At 34.0% G+C, this 20,372-nt stretch carries 16 protein-coding genes; 10 read left to right on the plus strand and 6 right to left on the minus strand.

Annotation, left to right across the window (positions count from 1 at the left end):
- The first annotated feature begins 109 nt into the window (after window positions 1-109).
- Complete coding sequence (locus EV143_RS02480; RefSeq protein ID WP_133506403.1) at window positions 110-2,800, plus strand: zinc-dependent metalloprotease; 2,691 nt, start codon at window positions 110-112, stop codon at window positions 2,798-2,800.
- A gap of 92 nt (window positions 2,801-2,892) precedes the next feature.
- Here EV143_RS02480 and EV143_RS02485 read toward each other — a convergent pair whose 3' ends face one another.
- Complete coding sequence (locus EV143_RS02485; RefSeq protein ID WP_133506650.1) at window positions 2,893-3,513, minus strand: ComF family protein; 621 nt, start codon at window positions 3,511-3,513, stop codon at window positions 2,893-2,895.
- 161 nt (window positions 3,514-3,674) lie between these two features.
- Between EV143_RS02485 and EV143_RS02490 the strand changes: the two genes are divergently transcribed.
- The 5 genes from EV143_RS02490 to EV143_RS02510 all read left to right on the plus strand — a co-directional run bounded on the left by EV143_RS02490 (window position 3,675) and on the right by EV143_RS02510 (window position 9,562).
- Entirely contained in the window at window positions 3,675-5,213 is a 1,539-nt protein-coding gene (locus EV143_RS02490) for a glycine--tRNA ligase (RefSeq protein WP_133506404.1), read from the plus strand.
- Window positions 5,214-5,471: 258 nt separating this feature from the next.
- On the plus strand, window positions 5,472-6,266 hold the full coding sequence (locus EV143_RS02495) for a LytR/AlgR family response regulator transcription factor (protein WP_133506405.1): 795 nt from the start codon (window positions 5,472-5,474) through the stop codon (window positions 6,264-6,266).
- Between the two features lie 178 nt (window positions 6,267-6,444).
- A complete protein-coding gene (locus EV143_RS02500) occupies window positions 6,445-6,720 on the plus strand; it encodes a hypothetical protein (RefSeq protein WP_133506406.1) in 276 nt (91 codons plus the stop codon).
- 96 nt (window positions 6,721-6,816) lie between these two features.
- Window positions 6,817-8,874, plus strand: coding sequence for an ATP-binding protein (locus tag EV143_RS02505; protein ID WP_133506407.1), 2,058 nt, complete (start codon window positions 6,817-6,819; stop codon window positions 8,872-8,874).
- Window positions 8,864-9,562 carry a response regulator gene (locus EV143_RS02510; protein WP_133506408.1) on the plus strand — a complete coding sequence of 233 codons (699 nt, stop codon included), beginning with the start codon at window positions 8,864-8,866 and terminating at the stop codon, window positions 9,560-9,562. Before EV143_RS02505 ends, EV143_RS02510 begins: the two co-directional genes overlap by 11 nt.
- An 87-nt stretch (window positions 9,563-9,649) precedes the next feature.
- Here EV143_RS02510 and thiL read toward each other — a convergent pair whose 3' ends face one another.
- Window positions 9,650-10,696 (minus strand): thiamine-phosphate kinase, encoded by a 1,047-nt coding sequence (gene thiL, locus EV143_RS02515; RefSeq protein ID WP_133506409.1) that lies wholly within the window; start codon window positions 10,694-10,696, stop codon window positions 9,650-9,652.
- 151 nt (window positions 10,697-10,847) lie between these two features.
- Between thiL and EV143_RS02520 the strand changes: the two genes are divergently transcribed.
- A complete protein-coding gene (locus EV143_RS02520) occupies window positions 10,848-11,780 on the plus strand; it encodes a 1-phosphofructokinase family hexose kinase (protein WP_133506410.1) in 933 nt (310 codons plus the stop codon).
- Between the two features lie 196 nt (window positions 11,781-11,976).
- On the plus strand, window positions 11,977-12,456 hold the full coding sequence (locus tag EV143_RS02525) for a DinB family protein (RefSeq protein WP_133506411.1): 480 nt from the start codon (window positions 11,977-11,979) through the stop codon (window positions 12,454-12,456).
- Between the two features lie 57 nt (window positions 12,457-12,513).
- Here the strand turns inward: EV143_RS02525 and EV143_RS02530 are convergent, their stop codons facing one another.
- The 4 genes from EV143_RS02530 to EV143_RS02545 all read right to left on the minus strand — a co-directional run bounded on the left by EV143_RS02530 (window position 12,514) and on the right by EV143_RS02545 (window position 17,145).
- Window positions 12,514-13,470, minus strand: coding sequence for a helix-turn-helix transcriptional regulator (locus EV143_RS02530; protein ID WP_133506412.1), 957 nt, complete (start codon window positions 13,468-13,470; stop codon window positions 12,514-12,516).
- Window positions 13,471-13,735: 265 nt separating this feature from the next.
- The gene (gene lepA / locus EV143_RS02535; protein ID WP_133506413.1) at window positions 13,736-15,532 is read right to left on the minus strand and encodes a translation elongation factor 4; all 1,797 of its coding nucleotides are present in this window, start codon (window positions 15,530-15,532) and stop codon (window positions 13,736-13,738) included.
- 162 nt (window positions 15,533-15,694) lie between these two features.
- Window positions 15,695-16,429, minus strand: a complete 735-nt coding sequence (locus EV143_RS02540) for an NUDIX hydrolase (protein WP_133506414.1) — start codon at window positions 16,427-16,429, stop codon at window positions 15,695-15,697.
- Window positions 16,429-17,145, minus strand: coding sequence for an NUDIX hydrolase (locus tag EV143_RS02545; protein ID WP_133506415.1), 717 nt, complete (start codon window positions 17,143-17,145; stop codon window positions 16,429-16,431). The genes EV143_RS02540 and EV143_RS02545 overlap by 1 nt, the downstream gene beginning before the upstream one ends.
- Window positions 17,146-17,537: 392 nt before the next feature.
- Between EV143_RS02545 and EV143_RS02550 the strand changes: the two genes are divergently transcribed.
- Both EV143_RS02550 and xylA read left to right on the plus strand, forming a co-directional pair.
- Window positions 17,538-19,031: a xylulokinase gene (locus EV143_RS02550; RefSeq protein ID WP_133506416.1), complete on the plus strand. Its 1,494-nt coding sequence runs from the start codon at window positions 17,538-17,540 to the stop codon at window positions 19,029-19,031.
- A 2-nt stretch (window positions 19,032-19,033) separates the two neighbouring features.
- Window positions 19,034-20,353: a xylose isomerase gene (gene xylA, locus EV143_RS02555; protein WP_133506417.1), complete on the plus strand. Its 1,320-nt coding sequence runs from the start codon at window positions 19,034-19,036 to the stop codon at window positions 20,351-20,353.
- Window positions 20,354-20,372: the final 19 nt, after the last annotated feature.

The raw sequence follows: 20,372 nt of genomic DNA on the forward strand, positions 1-20,372 counted from the left end.
ACTTTTTGACATAAATGCCTGACTCGTCGATAAAAAATCATTAATTGTCGTATATATGTAAGATTTTGATTTAATTCTCTTAATTTTGATTTTTCTAAAACCTTTGAGTATGAGTAAACAGCTACTATTTTTGTTATTTATTTTTTGTTGTATCGAAGTTCATGCTCAAAATGACGATCTATGGCAAAAAAGTTCCGGTTCAGTTTTAAATAAAAGTGTAAGTTCATCTAATTCGGATAAACTATACTATAAATTAAATGCTGATTTTTTGAAAGCAAAACTTTCATCAACCACTAATAAAACTTCAAAAAGTAGTAGTACTGAAATTACTATTCCCAATTCAAATGGGATTTTAGAAAGATTTACAGTTTGGGAATCTTCTAATTTTGAACCTGAATTGCAGGCAAAATACCCTGAAATTAGATCTTACCAAGGAAAAGGTTTAGATGATAAATCAGCAAAAATACATTTTAGTGTTTCGCCAATTGGTACGCAAACAATGGTACTTCGTGCCGATAAACCTTCAGAATTTATCGAGCAAAATCCGGATGATACATCAGAATATGTTTTGTTTACTTCTCAAAACAATTTCAAACCTACTTCTAAATTAGTTTGTAGTTTAAAAGATCAGGCGACAAATAAAAGTTTGACCAACAAAACAGCAAAAACTGCTGCTAATAATAAAGTTTTCAAAACCTTAAGACTGGCTTTGTCATGTACAGGAGAGTATACCGCTTATTTTGGTGGTACAAAAGCTGGTGCATTGGCAGGAATGAATGCAACGATGTCAAGAGTAAATGGCATTTTAAATAACGATCTTGCTGTTGGATTGGTTTTAATCGCTAATAATGATGCTGTAGTATATACTAACGCTACAACAGACCCTTATTCAAATGCAAGTAAAGGAACTTCGGTAGATACAGATGGCAATGATTTTTGGAGTAAAGAAGTTCAAAGCACATTAACAACTGTAATTGGAGAAGGGAATTATGATATTGGTCATTTGTTTGGAGCTTCGGGCGGAGGAGGAAATGCTGGTTGTATTGGTTGCGTTTGTGATAGCCCAACGCCATCAAATGCTATAGGAAAAGGAAGTGCTTATACTTCGCCATCAGACGGTAAACCACAGGGAGACACCTTTGATATTGATTTTGTGGTTCACGAATTAGGGCACCAATTAGGCGCTAATCATACTTTTTCTTTTGATGCCGGAGAAAGAACAGGCGTAAATGTTGAACCAGGAAGCGGATCAACTATAATGGGATATGCGGGAATAACAGATTATGATGTTCAGAGTAACTCTGATGATTATTTTGCATATGTCAGTATTTCCCAAATTCAAAATAATCTTGCCACAAAAAGTTGTCCGGCTAGTACAGCTTTAACTAATAATTCACCAACAATTAATGCAGGGGCCGATTATACAATCCCAATTAGTACACCCTTTATTTTAACCGGAACAGGTTCAAATACTGACGGCAATACAATTACGTATACATGGGAACAAAACGATAGCGCAACATCAACTTCTGGAGATACCAGCCTTGCTTATGCAACAAAGCCGGACGGACCTTTATTTAGATCGTTTACTCCAACAACTTCTCCGGTTAGATATATGCCAAGTTATAATTCAGTTCTTCAAAATAGATTAACAACGACTTGGGAATCTGTTTCGTCTATTGCAAGAACGTTGCATTTTACCTTAACAGGAAGAGATAACGCAGCGCTGGTACCACCGCAAACCAATACTGATGAAGCAATTATAACCGTTGCGTCATTTGCCGGACCATTTGCAGTTACTTCTCAAAACACAACTGATTTAGGTTTGCAGCAAGGAACAAATCAAGCGATAACCTGGAGTGTAAATAGTACCAATACGCTGCAAGGTTCTACAGCTGTAAATATAAAATTATCTACAGATGGAGGTTTGACTTTTCCTGTAGTTTTGGCAGCCAATACTCCAAATGATGGTTCTGAAACGGTTACGATTCCAACAAGTGTTGTTTCGGCTACAAATTGCAGAATTCTGGTTGAACCTGTAGCAAACATATATTACGCTTTAAATAGTAAGTCATTTGCCATTGGATATACGCCATCAACTGTTTGTGATACGTATAATTTCGGAAACTTTAGTATTCCTTTTTCAACAACAACTTATACTTCAAAAGCCGTAAGTGTACCGGCATCAACAGGAACAGTGTCGGATGTAAATGTTAGTATGAATGTAACGCATGCGAGATTTTCTGATCTTGAAATTCAAATCGAAAGTCCAACAGGAACCGTTGTGCGTTTGTTTAATAAAGGCTGCGCAAGTACAAATGCTACTTTAGATTTTCAGTTTGATGATTCAGGAGTAAATTTAGATTGTTCTAAAACGACATCTCAAATTGTTATTCCAACTGATTTTTTAAGTGCTTTTAATGGAGAAAATCCGCAAGGAAACTGGGTTTTAAAAGTTCGTGATGCAGTTTCCGGAAGTTTTGGAACTGTAAATTCTGCCTCAATAAATATTTGTAATCAAACATTTACTTTGGGAGTTCCTGACGAAGAAAATATTGAGTTTGTTATGTATCCAAATCCAACAAGGGGCGATATTACAATTCAATTTTCAAGTGAATCAAAAGCAGGAGTCAACGTTTTTATACATGATGCTTTAGGCAAAAAGGTATATAATAAAACATTTGCAAGCGCAAGCAATTTCAACCAGACTATTAAATTAGAAGATCTGTCTGCCGGAATTTATTTTGTAACGGTTGTAGATGGAAGTAAAAGAACCGTTAAAAAGATAATCGTATATTAAATTTCAAATAAAAAAATTCCAAATTCCAATTTGCCGTTGAATTTTTCAATGCCCATTTTGGAATTTGGAATTTTGGAATTTGGAATTTACCTCTATGAGTTCGCCATCGCCATACAAACAATACTAATCTTCGTTCCGGGAATTTTTAGTAAAGCTCTTGAACAAGCCTCAAGCGTTGCGCCGGTAGTAAGTACGTCGTCGACAATTAAAAAATGTTTGTTTTGATTTTCTTCTGTTGATAGTACATCAAAAATATTTTCGATGTTTTCAGATCTTCCCAAAAGATTCTTTTTAGATTGTGTTTTAGAATACTTCTTGCGGTACAAAATCGAATCATTATATTCAATTTTTAAACCTTCAGACAAAGCTTTTCCAAAAGTAGCAACCTGATTATAACCTCGTTCTCTAAATTTTCTTTTATGAAGCGGAACAGGGATTATCATATCGAAAGGAGTTTGCAATTTCAATTCTTTTAAATCTTCTACATACCAGTTTCCTAAAACGGTACCAATCTCTTCCAAACCTTTGTATTTGAGATTGTGAATGAGTTCCTGAACAATTCCTTTTTTATTGAAATACAAAAATGCCGAAACATATTCGATTTCAACTTTACCATAAAACTTCTTGACAGCTTCATTTTTAGGATCTAAATGATATTGGGTAAGAGGCATTTCATGACGACAATTAGTACACAAAACAGTTTCGTTACTCATTAAAACCGTGCGACAACCGGCACAAACTTTAGGAAAAAACAGGTCAATAATATAATTAAACACAAATAGAAAGAATTTAGTTACAAAAATAACGAAATCAATGCTTCAAACTTTATAATTTTTCTTTTTTTTAAACGTACTTTTTATATTTTTGCATCACTATGGCAAAACAAGAAGATTTATTTAAGAATGTGGTTTCGCACGCAAAAGAGTACGGATTTATTTTTCCGTCAAGCGAAGTATACGATGGACTAAGTGCAGTATATGATTATGCACAAAATGGTGTCGAATTAAAAAAGAATATCCGTGAATATTGGTGGAAATCAATGGTTCAGATGAATGAAAATATTGTCGGCCTTGATGCTGCGATATTGATGCATCCAACAACCTGGAAAGCTTCAGGCCATGTTGATGCTTTTAATGATCCGTTAATTGATAATAAAGATTCTAAAAAAAGATATAGAGCTGACGTTTTAGTGGAAGATTATGCTGAAAAGCTAAATCTAAAAGCTAAAAAAGAAATCGAAAAAGCGAAAGCTCGTTTTGGAGATGCATTCAACGAACAGGAATTTATCACGACAAATGCTCGTGTAGTTGAATATTTAGCAAAAGAAAGAGAAATTCTGGAAAGACTTGCAAAAGGTATGAGCGAAGATCTTCAGGATGTAAAAGCTTTAATTGAAGAATTAGAAATTGCTGATCCTGAAACTGGTTCAAGAAACTGGACAGATGTAAAGCAATTCAACTTAATGTTCGGAACTAAACTTGGTGCTTCTGCAGATTCTGCAATGGATTTATACTTACGTCCGGAAACAGCTCAGGGTATTTTTGTTAACTTTTTGAATGTTCAGAAATCTGGTCGTATGAAAATTCCTTTTGGAATTGCGCAAACCGGTAAAGCATTTAGAAATGAAATCGTTGCAAGACAATTTATTTTCCGTATGCGTGAATTCGAACAAATGGAAATGCAATTTTTCGTTCGTCCGGGAGAAGAAATGAAATGGTACCACCACTGGAAAGAAACACGTTTAAACTGGCATTTATCTTTAGGATTAGGAAAAGAAAATTACCGTTTTCATGATCATGAAAAATTAGCACATTACGCAAATGCTGCAGCTGATATCGAATTTAATTTTCCTTTTGGATTCAAAGAATTAGAAGGAATTCATTCGCGTACTGATTTTGACTTAAAAGCGCACGAAAAATTCTCAGGAAGAAAATTACAATATTTCGATGCTGAACTAAATGAAAACTACGTGCCATACGTAGTAGAAACTTCAGTTGGTTTAGATCGTATGTTCCTGGCTGTTTTTGCAACTTCATTGAAAGAAGAAGTTTTAGAAGACGGTTCAACAAGAACAGTTTTACAATTGCCTTCAGTTTTAGCGCCAACAAAAGCGGCCGTTTTACCATTGGTTAAAAAAGACGGTTTGCCTGAAATTTCTAAAAAAATCATCGACGATTTAAAATGGGATTTCAATGTGGCTTATGATGAAAAAGATGCTGTAGGTCGTCGTTACAGAAGACAAGATGCACTTGGAACTCCGTTTTGTATTACGGTAGATCATCAAACTATCGAAGATGAAACAGTAACCATTCGTCATAGAGACTCCATGAAACAAGATCGTGTAAAAATCTCTGAATTGAAAGCTATTATCGAAAACGAAGTTTCGATGAAGAATTGGTTGATGAAAATGTAATTTTTCTGAAATATCAATATAAAAATCCCAAATTCCAATTAGGAGTTTGGGATTTTTTCATTATAATCGCAAAGGATTTATTGGTAAAATTTGTATTTCTTAGAATGTGCAAATGTTTGTTCATAACGTCTTAACAATGAAATTTTTAAATGAATTGAAATGCGTAATTTTAATTGCGGCCATAGAGCAGATTATTTTAATTAATTGAAAATTCAAAAGAGTAGTAGAAGGAGATCCATAAAAAACTAATAAATCTAATTGAAAAAGTACTCGTATATTATTATAGATGACGATAGCGAAAGCATTTTGAAAACCAAAACAATTGCAGATGGTTTTTCAGAATTGGCTTTTGTAGGTTCAGCTATGCATTACGAAGAAGCATTAAATTTAGTTTTTGAACATAAACCCTCAATTATTTTTCTGGAAATTGCTCCCGAAGATTTAGCCAGTAATTTATCGCTTTCTTTTATCAGTGAATTATATCGGTATCTACTGGTTATACCTAAAATTATAATTACAACTTCTAAAAAAGAGTTAGCTTTTGATGCCATTCAGTATGGTGTTTTTGATTTTGTTTTAAAACCCATTCTTCAAGTCGATCTGTTGAAGATTCTGTTAAGATTGGATAAATATACCATGACGGAACTAAAAAATGAGATAAGTGCATTAGTTCCGCCTTTGCAAACGGTTCAAATTGCAGATAAACCACTTATATTATGCATTAAATCTTATGGAGACTACCGTTATATAAACGCAGCTGACATTTGTTATTTTCAGGCAGATAATAATTCGACCGATATTTATTTGAGTTCCGGTGAAATGATAACTGCATTCAAAACATTAAAACACTTTGAATTTGTTTTAATGCATCCGTTTGTAAGAATTCACAATAGTTATATCATCAATAAAAATTATATTTCAAGAATTCATAACGGACACTCAGTTTGTTACATCAAAAATTCTTCAAAGAAAATCCCTTTTTCTAAAACCTACAAATCAAATGTAGACTCGATTATTTCTGATTTTTCTGCAGGAAATTACTTAGAACTCTAAAAACTAAGTATTTACGCTAATTTGATAGCCATCTACTATCAATTGGGCATGTTCTACCACAAACTAATTTTTTCGTGTTAATTTTTTTGATTACAAAGCTAGCTTTGTCCCATGATTTTGCATCAAAGCTTAATCATAACGCCCCAAATAAAAATCAAAAACTTAAACATCTCACAACATGAAAAAAGCAGCTTTAACAATCGGATTATTATCTTTAGTAGTAGTAACAACTTCATTTACTACGCCACAAACTTTAAATAATACATCTAATGAAGGATTGAGAATTATATCTAATGAAGAATTAAATATTGTACCACCTATAGAAGGTACTGGAATGGGTAGACGTAAAGCTGATTTTACTGAAAACCAAAAACAATTTGATCTTAATTATAAGCAATCTGGAAGTTTTACTACCGAAAGTCAATCTACAAGAATGAACGTGAAATTTGACTAAAAAAAATAAAATACATAAGATAAGGCTGTCAATTTTTTGACAGCCTTTTTTTGCGTCTATACTTTTAGTATTTTTGAAGAAATTCAAAAAGCGCTATTGAAAAATAATTACTTTATATTGATCCTTCTGTGCGTTGTTTTTATTGGTTGCACCAAGAAAGACGAAGTTATAAAAAGAGCAGATTTATCAGAAGATAGCCTTGCCACTTACTTATCATTAGCAAACGACATTCACCTCCCCTTTAAATACAAACAAGATTACAATAAGAAAGCATTTGCAATTATAATAAACCAAAAAAATGACTCCCTCAACAAGGTAAATCTCTTTAAAGTGGCCAATCGATATTATAACATGGCTGATTGGAAATCCTATCTTGAAACTACAAAACTAATTTTAGAGAGATCAAAGAATTCCAAAGATTCTCTTAATATGGCAAAAGCATATAGCTATTTAGGAGATTACTACACGGCTAAATCTGTTGCAGACAGTGCCTTTATGAACTATTTTAAAGCAGAAAAAGTTTATCTGAAAATCAATGATCAATATAATCTGGCAAAAACTTTTTTAAGTAAGGGAACTCTTCAGTATAACGAGGGCGATTATTTTGAAAGTGAAATAAGTATTTTTAAAGCACTCAGAATTTTAAAACAGCGAAAAAACGTTAATGACCAGCTTTATGATTGTTATAATCTGTTAGGTATTTTATATAACGACCGCGAAGAATTTGATAAAGCATTAGAATTTCATTATAATGCGTTAAATATTCTTGAAGATAAATCTATTCCGACAGATTTTCAGTTAAAAGCAACTTCATTAAATAATATTGGTTTTGTTAATTTAAGAATGCGCAATTACAGCAAAGCAAAAACATATTTTGAGAGAGGTCTTAAGGAGAAAAATTTATATAAAGAGAATACTATATTATATACAATTGTATTAGATAATCTGGCATATTCTAAATTAAAGCTGAAAGAAATGCACGGGCTTCCGGGACAATTTTACAGGGCTTTGAAAATTAGGGACAGTCTTGGTTTAAAATCAGGTGTTGTATTAAGTAAAATACATTTGTCTGAATATTATTCTTTTAAAAAGGATACTTTTAAAGCAATTCAGTATTCTAAACAGGCATTAATTGCATCCCGCAGTTTAAAAAAAATAAGAGATATATTAGAAGCGCTTAAACAAATTCAGACTGTTGATCCTAAAAATTCTTCTGCCTACACAAGAGAATATATCCGTCTTAATGATAAGATGTTGAAAGCAGAACGAAATATGGGAGAGAAATTCTCCCGTATAGAATACGAAACCAACGAAATAAAAGACCAAAATTCGAACTTACAGGAAAAAAATAAAACCTTAGTTTATGTTTTTAGTATTTGTACTTTAGTAGGGTTGTTTTTCTACGTTTACAAAACACAACAGGCCAGAAACCGGGAACTACTATTTAAGCAACAGCAGCAAATTGCTAATGAGGACATCTATAATTTAATGATTTCTCAGCAAAATGAAATTGAAGCAACCCGAATTAAAGAAAAGAAAAAAGTTGCGCAGGAATTGCACGACGGCGTTTTAGGCAGAATGTTTGGTGTGCGGATAAGTCTGGATAGTCTGGATAAAATAGAAGAAAGCGAAGCGGCTCCGAAAAGAAAAAAATATCTAACAGAATTAAAACATATCGAAGAAGATATTCGCGAAATTTCGCATGATTTAAATAGAGAAAAGTCAGAATTAATTAATAATTTTATTGTGATTTTAAACAAATTGTTTGAAAATCAACAAAACATTTACGAGTCTAACTTAATAACCAAATTCGATTCTCATATAAAATGGGATTTAGTAAGCAACGCCGTTAAGATTAATTTATACAGAATTATTCAGGAAGCGCTTCAAAATTGTAATAAATATGCAGAGGCAAATACTATTATAGTAGAATTTAAAAGCGAGATAAATTATTTAGTTTTATCTATTTTTGATGACGGCATTGGTTTTAATACCAAAAGAACTAAAAACGGAATCGGGCTTCATAATATCGAATATAGAGCCGCAGAATGCAAAGGTTCCGTAACAATAAAATCCGGTAAGGGAGAAGGAACTTTATTAATCGTAAAAGTTCCGATAGATCAAAAAATTAACCTGCAACACAATGACAATTGACCAAGACGCCCCAGTTTCTCAATTAATCAAACGCAACATTTTGATAGTTGATGATCATCCTTTTATTATAGAAGGATACAAAAATGCCATAACACGCTACAACCCTAAAAAATATGATTTTGTAATTGCGCAGGCTCACGATTGCAGATCGGCTTATGATTTACTCGAAAATGAAGCAACACCAGATTTTGATGTTGCTTTTTTAGATATTAGTATGCCGGCTTACGAAGAAAAAGAAATTTTTTCAGGAGAAGACCTGGCAAAGTTAATTTTGAAAAAAACGCCCAATTGCAACGTCATTTTGTTAACGATGTATACGGAGTTATTAAAAATCAAAACGATTATAAGAACGATTAAGCCGAGTGGTTTAATTATTAAAAACGATCTGACTTTTGATGAATTGCTTTTTGCTTTTGATAAAGTAATGAAAAACGATAAATATTACAGTCAATCCGTTCAAAAAATGCTGGATCAGTCGCCCCATAACTCAATAGAAATTGATGAGTTTGATAAACAAATTTTGTTTCATTTATCAAAAGGAACTCCGGTAATCGAAATGCCTCAATATATTCCGATATCGTTAAATGCAATAGAAAAAAGAAGGAGCAACTTAAAAGAGCTGCTCAAAATAAAAATTGGTTCTGATGAAGAGTTGGTAAAAGAAGCTAAAAGCAAGGGACTTTTTTAAAATAAAAATCCAAATAAAAAAATCCAAATTCCAATTGATACTCATATCGTTGGAATTTGGATTTTTTTTTATTTGGAATTTAAAAGTTTATTCGCTCAAAGCATCCCAGCCGCGAGCCTTTAAGGGAATTTTTGTATTGGCACGAGTTACCAAATGAATTCCTTCGTTTTCTTCGGCCATATGACCAATAACAGAAAAGTTAGGATTTCCTTTTATTTTATCAAAATCATTAATGTCGATAGTAAATAACAATTCATAATCTTCTCCGCCATTAATAGCAACTGTTGTACTGTCGATATTAAATTCTTCGCAAGTCGAAATAAATTGCGGATCTAGCGGAAGTTTATCTTCATACAAATTACAACCCACTTTAGATTGCTTGCATAAATGAATGATTTCAGATGAAAGCCCGTCTGAAATATCAATCATCGAAGTTGGTTTAATTTCAAGAGCGTGCAATAAAGTACGAACATCTTTTCTGGCTTCTGGTTTTAATTGTCTTTCAATTAAATACGTGTAAAGATCTAAATCCGGCTGACTGTTTGGATTTACCTGAAAAACCTGTTTTTCGCGTTCTAAAACCTGTAATCCCATATAAGCAGCGCCAATATCTCCGGTAACAACTAATAAATCAGTTTGTTTGGCTCCGTTTCTGTACACAATCTCATTTTCATCAGCTTCACCAATTGCAGTAATGCTAATAATTAATCCTTTTTGAGATGAGGTGGTGTCTCCGCCAACAACATCCACTTTATATTCTTTTGAAGCAAGTGTAATGCCTTCAAATAACTCATCTAATGCTTCTAGTGGAAAACGGTTAGAAACGGCAACAGAAACCGTTATTTGCGTTGGTTTGGCATTCATCGCACAAATGTCAGATACATTTACGACAACCGCTTTATAACCTAAATGTTTTAAGGGCATATAAGCCAAATCAAAATGCACGCCTTCAATTAGTAAATCGGTAGACACGACTACTTTTTTATCTTTAAAATCAAGAACTGCGGCATCATCGCCAATACTTTTTAAAGTAGATTCCTGAGTAACATCAAAATTTTTGGTTAAATGTTCAATTAAGCCAAATTCACCTAATTGCGCTATACTGGTACGTTGCGGATTTTTATCTTCGATCATTTCTTTTTAAGTTCCAAAGTTTGTAAGCTGCAAAGGTACAAAGTTGTAAAGGTTTTGTCTAATTTAAATAGCATTCCGTTCATTTTGATGTTTCAAGATCTTTTAAAATCGATATTTTTTCGGATCTTTAAGATAAATAAAAAGCAAAAAAATGAAATCATTTGATATAGTTACCTTAACCGTAAATCCTTCTGTAGATAAAAGTACTCACTTTTCAGGTTTAATTGCAGAACAAAAAATAAGATGCAAAGACCCACAATTTGATGCGGGCGGTGGCGGAATAAACGTTTCTAAAGCAATTTCTCGCTTAGGCGGAAGTTCATTAGCAGTTTTTGCTTCTGGCGGACCAATTGGCGAAATGCTAAAAGATTTGCTAAAAGAAGAAAAAATAGAATCAGATGTAATTGAAACCAAAACGCCAACCAGAGAAAATTTTATTGCTGTCGATGATAACACAAACTCACAATATCGTTTTGGATTTTCGGGCGGTGCTTTATCCAATTCCGAAAGTCAACAAGTATTAGAGACGATTTCGAAATTAAAACCAAAATTTTTAGTCGCCAGCGGAAGTTTAAACGAAGGCTTAGATGACGATTTTTACCAAAAAGTAGCCGAGATTGCCAAAGCTTCAAACTCAAAATTAATTGTCGATACTTCCGGAGAAGCTTTGAAGAAAGTTTTAGAAACAGGTGCTTATCTTATAAAACCAAATGTGGGCGAATTGGCAAAGTTAGTTGGAGTTGAGCGTCTGGAAATGGAAGAAGTAAATGAAGCTGCCAAGAAAATTATTGCCAAAGGCGGAGCAGAAATTATAGTAGTTTCACTCGGCCCTCAAGGAGCAGTTTTGGTCACTAAAGATACCCATGAATTTGTTCCGGCACCACATGTTGCTAAAAAAAGTACAGTTGGAGCGGGCGACAGTATGGTTGGCGGAATGGTTTGGGCATTGTCTCAAAATAAAGATCTTAAAGAAGTCATTCGTTGGGGAGTTGCCTGCGGATCTGCTGCTACAATGAACGAAGGAACGCAATTGTTTAAGTTTGAAGATGCCAATCGTTTATTTGAATGGTTGAAGAACAAATAAATAATATTGACACAGATTTTCTGTAGAGGCGCACAGCAGCGCGTCTAACGTCCAGTAACCACAATCATTTCGTTTTGAATTATACGTTAGTTTCGCTGATGTGAAGAAAAAAATAAATATTTTTTTCCTGCTGACAAACTGTTGTCACCAACCCTCAATAATTTTGAAGTATTAAACAAATTAAAACTTTAAAATCATGAAAACATTAGCAGCTCAAGTAATTACTCCGGAAGATTTGTTGAAACACTGGCAAGGACATCGCGCTCTTACGCGTCGTGTGATAGAATCGTTTCCTGAAAAAGACTTTTTTGAATTCTCGATAGGAGGAATGCGAACTTTCTCTAAATTAACAGATGAGCTTTTGGCTATTGCTGTTCCGGGTTTGAAGGGAATTGTAAATAAAGAAGTTAAAGGATTTGCCGAAGAATCAGAAAAGTTAATTTTTAAAGCTCAATATCTTGCAAAATGGGATGAAGCAACTGACGAAATTAATCAATATTGGGAAAAATTATCGATTGAAGATTTTAATGAAACATTTAATCTTTTTGGTCAGTATGAATTTCCGGTTATTCAGAATATTCTATATTTTATTGATAATGAAATACATCATCGCGGACAAGGATATGTATATCTTAGAGCTTTAGGAATTGAGCCTCCGTTTTTCTGGGAAAGATAATTGCTGTTTGTCTAAATAAAAAACTCCTAAAGATGAAATTCATTTTAGGAGTTTTTTTTATAAAAGCCTTTTTCTATTCACTTCTAGTAATTCAAGCGTTCGAATCTTGAGACTTTCTGGTTCCAGAATTGTAGCGTAATCGCCAAACATTAAGAACCAACGCGGAAAACCATTTTGGATATCACGGCACATAAATGTCATTTCTATTTGCCCGTCTGTTTCTTTTTCAGATACATAACCATGATGTTTTCTTTCGAATTCAAGATAACGAACAATCCTTTTGTCAATTAAAAGCCGAACTTTTGTGGTGGGAATTGTTTCGTTTTTATTTAAATAAGTTTCTAATGAATCATGTTCGATAGTAAAATCACAATCTGTTTTTTTGATTCCGAGAATTCTATCTGTCCTAAACTGACGATAATCACTTCGCAAATGGCAATAACCTAAAAAATACCAATTATTATGATCGTGAAAAACACCAACAGGTTCAATATTTCTTTGTGTTGTTTCTTCTTTATCAAAGGTTTTATAGGATAATAAAATTTGCTTCTTCTCAGCAATGCTTTCAAAAAGAACTGCCAGCGTATTTGGCGAATTAGTATTAAACAAAGGTTCTGCAGTTTGCATGAAAACTCTCGATTCAATATTCGAAAGCCAGTCTTTATCGGTACTTCTCAAAACCGATTTCAATTTGTACATCGCAGATGCGTAATGCGTTCCTAAAGCTGGATCTGTAAATTTCTGCATCAGTTTTTCAGCAGCAATAAAACTGCTTATTTCTTCTCGCGTAAACATAACAGGAGGAAGTCTGTACCCTTCCATCAAAGCATAACCAACTCCGGCTTCGCTATAAATAGGAACTCCGGCTGCTTCAAGAGTTCGAATATCTCTGTAAATAGTTCTCAAACTAACTTCAAAACGATCAGCCAATTCCTGTGCTTTTACAATTTTTTTAGATTGTAATTGAATCAGAATGGCGACAATTCGGTCAAATCGTTTTGGGGTTTCGTCCATTTTTCTTTTATAAGGTGCAAAGGTTTTTTTTTTGAAAGGTTCAAATGTTCAAAGATACAAAGGTTCAGAGTTTAAATAAATAAGAAATTTGTTCCAAATTAGGACAGATTTATCAATTAATAATTATTAAAAATTTGCATCTGTAGAGGCGCATAGCAGTGCGTCTAAGAAAGTCACATCTAATAAATAAAAACAAAAAACCCAACAACTTTCGCTATCGGGTTTAATCTATATTCTATTTTCTATATTCTTTTTTCTAAAAAACTTAATCGTTCAATTTCAAAACAGCCATAAAAGCTTCTTGCGGAATCTCAACGTTTCCAACTTGTCTCATACGTTTTTTACCTTTTTTCTGTTTTTCAAGAAGTTTACGCTTACGCGAAATATCTCCACCGTAACATTTTGCGGTAACGTCTTTACGAAGTGCTTTAATGGTTTCACGAGCAATAATTTTTGCTCCAATTGCAGCTTGAATCGGAATATCAAATTGTTGTCTTGGGATTAATTCACGCAATTTCTCGGTCATTTTTTTACCGATGTTATATGCGTTGTCTTCGTGAATCAATGCAGAAAGTGCATCAACCGTCTGAGCATTCAAAAGAACATCCAGTTTTACTAATTTTGAAGTTCTCATTCCTATCGGAGAGTAATCAAAAGAAGCATAACCTTTAGAAACTGTTTTTAAACGATCGTAAAAATCGAATACAATTTCAGCAAGAGGCATATCAAAATTCAATTCAACACGTTCTGTTGTCAAATACGTTTGATTCGTAATTTGACCACGTTTTTCGATACAAAGACTCATTACGTTTCCAACAAAATCAGATTTTGTAATGATTGTAGCTTTAATATAAGGTTCTTCAACTCGGTCTAAACGAGAAGGTTCAGGTAAGTCAGAAGGATTATTTACAACAAAAGGAACTTCCGGTTCTTTTTTGGTATAAGCCAAATACGAAACGTTAGGAACTGTAGTAATTACAGTCATATCGAACTCACGCTCTAAACGTTCCTGAATAATTTCCATGTGAAGCATTCCTAAGAATCCGCAACGGAAACCAAAACCTAACGCTGCAGAGCTTTCAGGTGTAAAAACTAACGAAGCATCATTCAATTGCAATTTCTCCATAGAAGAACGCAAATCTTCATAATCTTCTGTATCAACAGGATAAATTCCGGCAAATACCATTGGTTTTACATCCTCAAAACCAGTAATCATATTGGTTGTAGGCGTTTTAGCATCGGTTAGAGTATCTCCAACTTTTACATCTTTCGCTTCTTTAATTCCAGAAATTAAATAACCAACATCTCCTGTAGAAATCACATTTTTCGGAACCTGATTCAATTTTAAAGTTCCTACTTCATCAGCAAAATATTCATTGCCGGTAGCCATGAATTTAATTTTCTGACCTTTTCTGATTTCGCCGTTTTTAACACGGAAAATAACTTCAATTCCACGAAACGGATTGTAATGTGAATCGAAAATCAAAGCTTGTAATGGCTCATCAACATTTCCTGACGGCGGCGGAATTTTTTCGATAATAGCAGCCAAAATATTTTCAACACCAAAACCTGTTTTTCCCGAAGCATGAATAATATCTTCTAATTTACAACCTAATAAATCGATAATATCATCACTAACTTCTTCAGGATTAGCACTTGGTAAATCGACTTTATTCAAAACCGGAATAATTTCCAGGTCATTTTCTAAAGCCAAGTATAAATTAGATATCGTTTGTGCCTGAATACTCTGTGCAGCATCTACAATTAAAAGAGCACCTTCGCAAGCAGCAATAGAACGAGAAACTTCGTATGAAAAGTCAACGTGACCGGGAGTGTCAATTAAATTTAAAATATATTCTTCTCCTTTATAAGTATATTCCATTTGAATGGCGTGACTTTTTATGGTAATTCCACGCTCACGCTCCAGGTCCATGTTGTCAAGCAATTGTGCTTTTTCTTCACGGGCTGTAACGGTTTGTGTAGCTCCCAATAATCGATCTGCCAATGTACTTTTACCGTGGTCAATGTGTGCAATAATGCAAAAGTTACGTATCTTCTTCATTTTATGATATCAATTCTCTATACGAGTTTTAGTAAATTTTGGGTATAAATTTGCTCTTGAGCAATTGCTTTAGAGCATGTTATTAATGGGCAAAGATAGCGCAAAGTTTTGGATTCTGGAATGTTGAACTACGATAGTTAGACTCTGAGATTTAAAAAACCTTTAAAACTCAAAATTAAATCCTTTTTCAGTCAGTTTTTTGTAGATTTCAGGATCAAATTTGTACAATTTAGCGGCGCGATGCGAAACGTCCTGTTGTTTTTCATCGAGTCCAACCAGTAACTTCATGTGCAGAATTTTTCTGCGGAAATTCGATTTGTCCAATTCAATTCCCAGGATTTCTTCATAAAGATGCATCAATTGTAACAACGTAAATTTTTCAGGCAAAAGGTTAAAACCAATTGGAGCCTGACGGACTCTGTTACGCAAATGCATCAAACTGAAATTTAATATCTCAGTATGGTCAAAAATTAGATCTGGTATGTCTTTAATTTTATACCATTTCGCTTCAATTACCGAATTGCTGGCCTGAATATTATAATCTTCTCTGTTGAGTAAAGTGTAGTAACCTACGGTAATAACTCTTTCGCTTTTTACACGATCTGGATCTGTAAACGCTTTAAGCTGTTCCAGATAAATGTTGTCAAGACTGGTGAGTTCATACAGTATTCGCAGTGCAGCATTGTCTACGCTTTCTTCCAGATATAAATTTCCACCCAGAAGTCCCCATTTTCCAATACTTGCTCCTTCAGCATGTTGCACTAAAAGCACTTCAAGGTTTTTTTTATCAAAAGAAAATATAACGCAGTCAATCGATATGCCGTCTATAAGCGATTTTGAACCTCTGGTTATTATAGTTGTAGTTTCCGGATTATTTTCAGAAGATAAAGAAGTCATTAAAATTCGAAGTTAAATCCCTTTTCCGTCAGTTTTTTGTAAATATCAGGATCAAACTTGTACAATTTTGCAGCTCTGTGCGAAACATCCTGTTGTTTTTCGTCTAAAGCAACCAATAACTTCATGTGAAGAATTTTTCGTCTGAAATTAGATTTGTCCATTTCGATGCCTAAAATTTCTTCATATAAATGCATCAATTGCAATAAGGTGAATTTTTCGGGCAATAAATTAAATCCAAGCGGCGCCTGACGAACTCTGTTGCGAAGATGTTTTAAACTATAATTCAGGATTTCGTTATGATCGTAAATTAAATTCGGAATGTTATTTATTTTATACCATTTGGCATCAGATGCTGTAAAACCTGCTTTAATATTATAATCTTCACGTTTTACCAAGGCATAATAACCAATCGTAATAACGCGTCGAAGCGGGAAACGGTCCGGGTCTCCAAAGGCTTTTAGCTGTTCAAGGTAAATATTATCAAGACCTGTAAGTTCATTCAATAAACGATGAGCGGCATTATCAGTACTTTCTTTTTTATAGATCCAACCTCCCGGAAGACCCCATTTTCCTTTACTGATTCCTTCTCCGTGTTGTACCAAAAGAACTTCTAAGCTTCCTTTATCAAAACCAAATATTACACAGTCAATCGTGATCGCATTCATTGCAGTTTGCTCGCTCTTTAAAACTGAATCTTCATCTACATCTTTAACCATATCCTATTAAAATTTCGACAAATTAAATAAATAAAATGAATAATTGGATTCATAAAAGCTTTATATTTTTTTTAACGTAACAATTTTCTGATAATCAGTGTCTTATTCAATTGCTATTTTTTTGCTTTTTAAAATTTTATTCTTAAATGTCTGATTGTCAAATCGCTAATTCGCTATTTTTTCAATAATTTTTATTTCACTTTCTGCGCTTATTTTGTTGTATCTGTAAAAATGCATATCGATTTATCTGAATAGCCAAAAAAAACACCTAATATTTTGTTAATATAGAAAAAATGTTTTACACTTGTAGTCAAAATAACCATAAGATAAGTTCAATTTGACTATAAGTTTTGAAAAGGACTGTTTTGGAATTAATTTAAAAAATATCACAAATGCTTTTTTTAGGAATTGATTTAGGAAGCTCTTCGATAAAATTATCAGTTTTCGATCCCGAAAAAGGAACGACAATTGGTGCGGTTAGCGTTCCAGATTTTGAAATGCCAATTATTGCACAGGAATTTGGCTGGGCAGAACAGGATCCGGAATCCTGGTGGCAATTTGTTAAAGACGGAATCAAACAATTAGGTTCAAAATCTAATATTGATTTAAAGAAAATTGCCGGAATCGGAATTGCATATCAAATGCACGGTTTGGTTATAACCGATGAAAATCTAAATCCGGTTCGTTCTTCGATTATTTGGTGCGACAGTCGTGCCGCGGTTATTGGAGATGCAATTTACGATCAGATTGGAGCTGAAAATTGTCAAAAACAAATTTTAGGAAGCCCGGGAAATTTTACGGCTTCAAAACTAAAATGGGTAAAAGACAATCAGCCGGAAGTTTTTTCAAAAGCAAAATACATGATGCTTCCGGGCGATTTTATTGCAGCCAAATTATCAAAAGTAGCTCAAATTAGTACTTCAGGATTATCAGAAGCAGCTTTGTGGAATTTCTCAAAAGGGGAATTAGCCACAGAAATTCTTTCTCAAATGGGATTACCATCAGAAATTGTTCCTGAAATTGTTTCTAATTTTGGAATTCAGGCTACAATTCATGCTCAAATTGCTCAGGAATTAGGATTAAATCCGGATGCGAAAATTACTTACAGAGCAGGCGATCAACCCAACAATGCATTGTCATTGAATGTTTTGAAACCCGGAGAAATTGCTACAACAGCCGGAACCTCAGCCGTTGTATACGCCGTAAGCGATCAGGATGCTTACGACAAACAAAACAGAATCAATACTTTTTTACACGTTAATGATACTGAAACCGAAAAACGCAACGGAGTTATGTTGTGCATCAACGGTTCAGGAATTTTATACCAATGGTTACGCAAAATTATGTCGGTTGGCAGAAATGAATTAATTGCGTACGAAAAACTAAATGCTGAAGCTGCAAAAGTAGAGGCAGGAAGCAACGGACTTCGTTTTTATCCTTTCGGAAATGGCGTTGAGCGTATCTTCAATAATAAAAATGCGACTTCAGGAATTCAGAATTTAAACTTCAATATTCACCAGCCGTCACATTTGGTTCGCGCGGCCTGCGAAGGAATTGTTTTCGCTATGAACTACGGTTTTGATGTTATGAAAGAAGTTGGAGTTTCAGGGACCGTAGTAAGAGCAGGAAATTCGAACCTTTTTTTGAGTCCGGTTTTTAGAGAAATTTTCACCAATACAACACAAACTACTTTAGAATTATACAATACTTCAGGAGCCGAAGGCGCTGCAAGAGGCGCTGCTTACGGTTTTGGATATTACAATTCGCTGGACGAAGCTTTTCAGGGATTGCAATGTTTAGATCGAATTGAACCAAATAAAATCCTAACCAATCAGTATCAGGATTTATATCAAGAATGGAAAAATCACATTAAAATAGAACTATAACAATGAGCACAACTAATCAATATTTTAAAAACATCGATACAATTAAGTTCGAAGGAAGAGAAAGTGATAATCCGTTAGCGTTTAAATGGTACGATGAAAATCGTGTCGTTGCGGGAAAAACATTAAAAGAGCATTTGCGTTTTTCAATGGCTTACTGGCATACGTTATGTAACACAGGTGGAGATCCGTTTGGAGCTTCGACTGAAACTTTTTCATGGGATAAAAATGAGAATGTAATTTTAAGAGCTAAAGACAAAATGGATGCGGCTTTTGAATTCATGACCAAATTAGGTTTGCCATATTATTGTTTTCATGATGTTGATGTAGTGGATGATGCGCCAACTTTGGCAGAATTTGAAACTCGTATTCAAACAATGGTTGAATATGCAAAACAAAAACAACAAGAATCTGGAATTAAATTGTTATGGGGAACTTCAAACTTATTCAGTAATCCTCGTTACATGAACGGTGCTGCTACAAACCCCAACTTTGATGTTTTGGCTTACGCCGGAGCTCAGGCAAAAATTGCTATTGATGCTACTATTGCACTTGGAGGTGAAAATTATGTTTTCTGGGGAGGACGTGAAGGATATATGAGTTTGTTGAACACAGACATGAAAAGAGAATTAGACCATTTGGGAAGATTCTTGAATACTTGTAAAGATTATGCTCGTAAGGAAGGTTTTAAAGGAAACTTCTTAATCGAACCAAAACCAATGGAGCCAACGAAACATCAATATGATTATGATGCGGCGACTTCATTAGGTTTTATCAATAAATACGGACTTCAAAATGATTTCAAATTAAATCTTGAAGTAAACCACGCAACACTTGCCGGACATTCTTTTGAACATGAATTGCAAGTTGCAGTTGATGCCGGAATGTTAGGAAGTATTGATGCAAACCGTGGAGATTACCAAAACGGTTGGGATACAGATCAGTTCCCGATAAATCTTCAGGAAGTTACTCAGGCTATGTTGGTTATTCTTGAAGGTGGTGGAATCCAAGGTGGTGGAGTAAACTTTGATGCAAAAGTGAGAAGAAATTCAATCGATTTAGAAGATAAATTCATTGCACACATTTCAGGAATGGATGTTTTTGCAAGAGGATTAATCTGCGCAGATCAGATACTACAAAATACAGATTACAGAAAATTACGCACACAGCGTTACAGTTCGTTTGACGGTGGTAACGGAGCCAGGTTTGAAAAAGGAGAATTATCTCTTGAAGATCTTAGCAAAATTGCCCGTGCAAGCGGAGAACCTCAACCCTTGAGTGGTAGACAGGAATTATTCGAACAAATTATTTCGAATGCATACTAAATTAATTATAAGGTAACTA

The organism is Flavobacterium chryseum, assembly GCF_004362015.1.
Taxonomy (GTDB): domain Bacteria; phylum Bacteroidota; class Bacteroidia; order Flavobacteriales; family Flavobacteriaceae; genus Flavobacterium.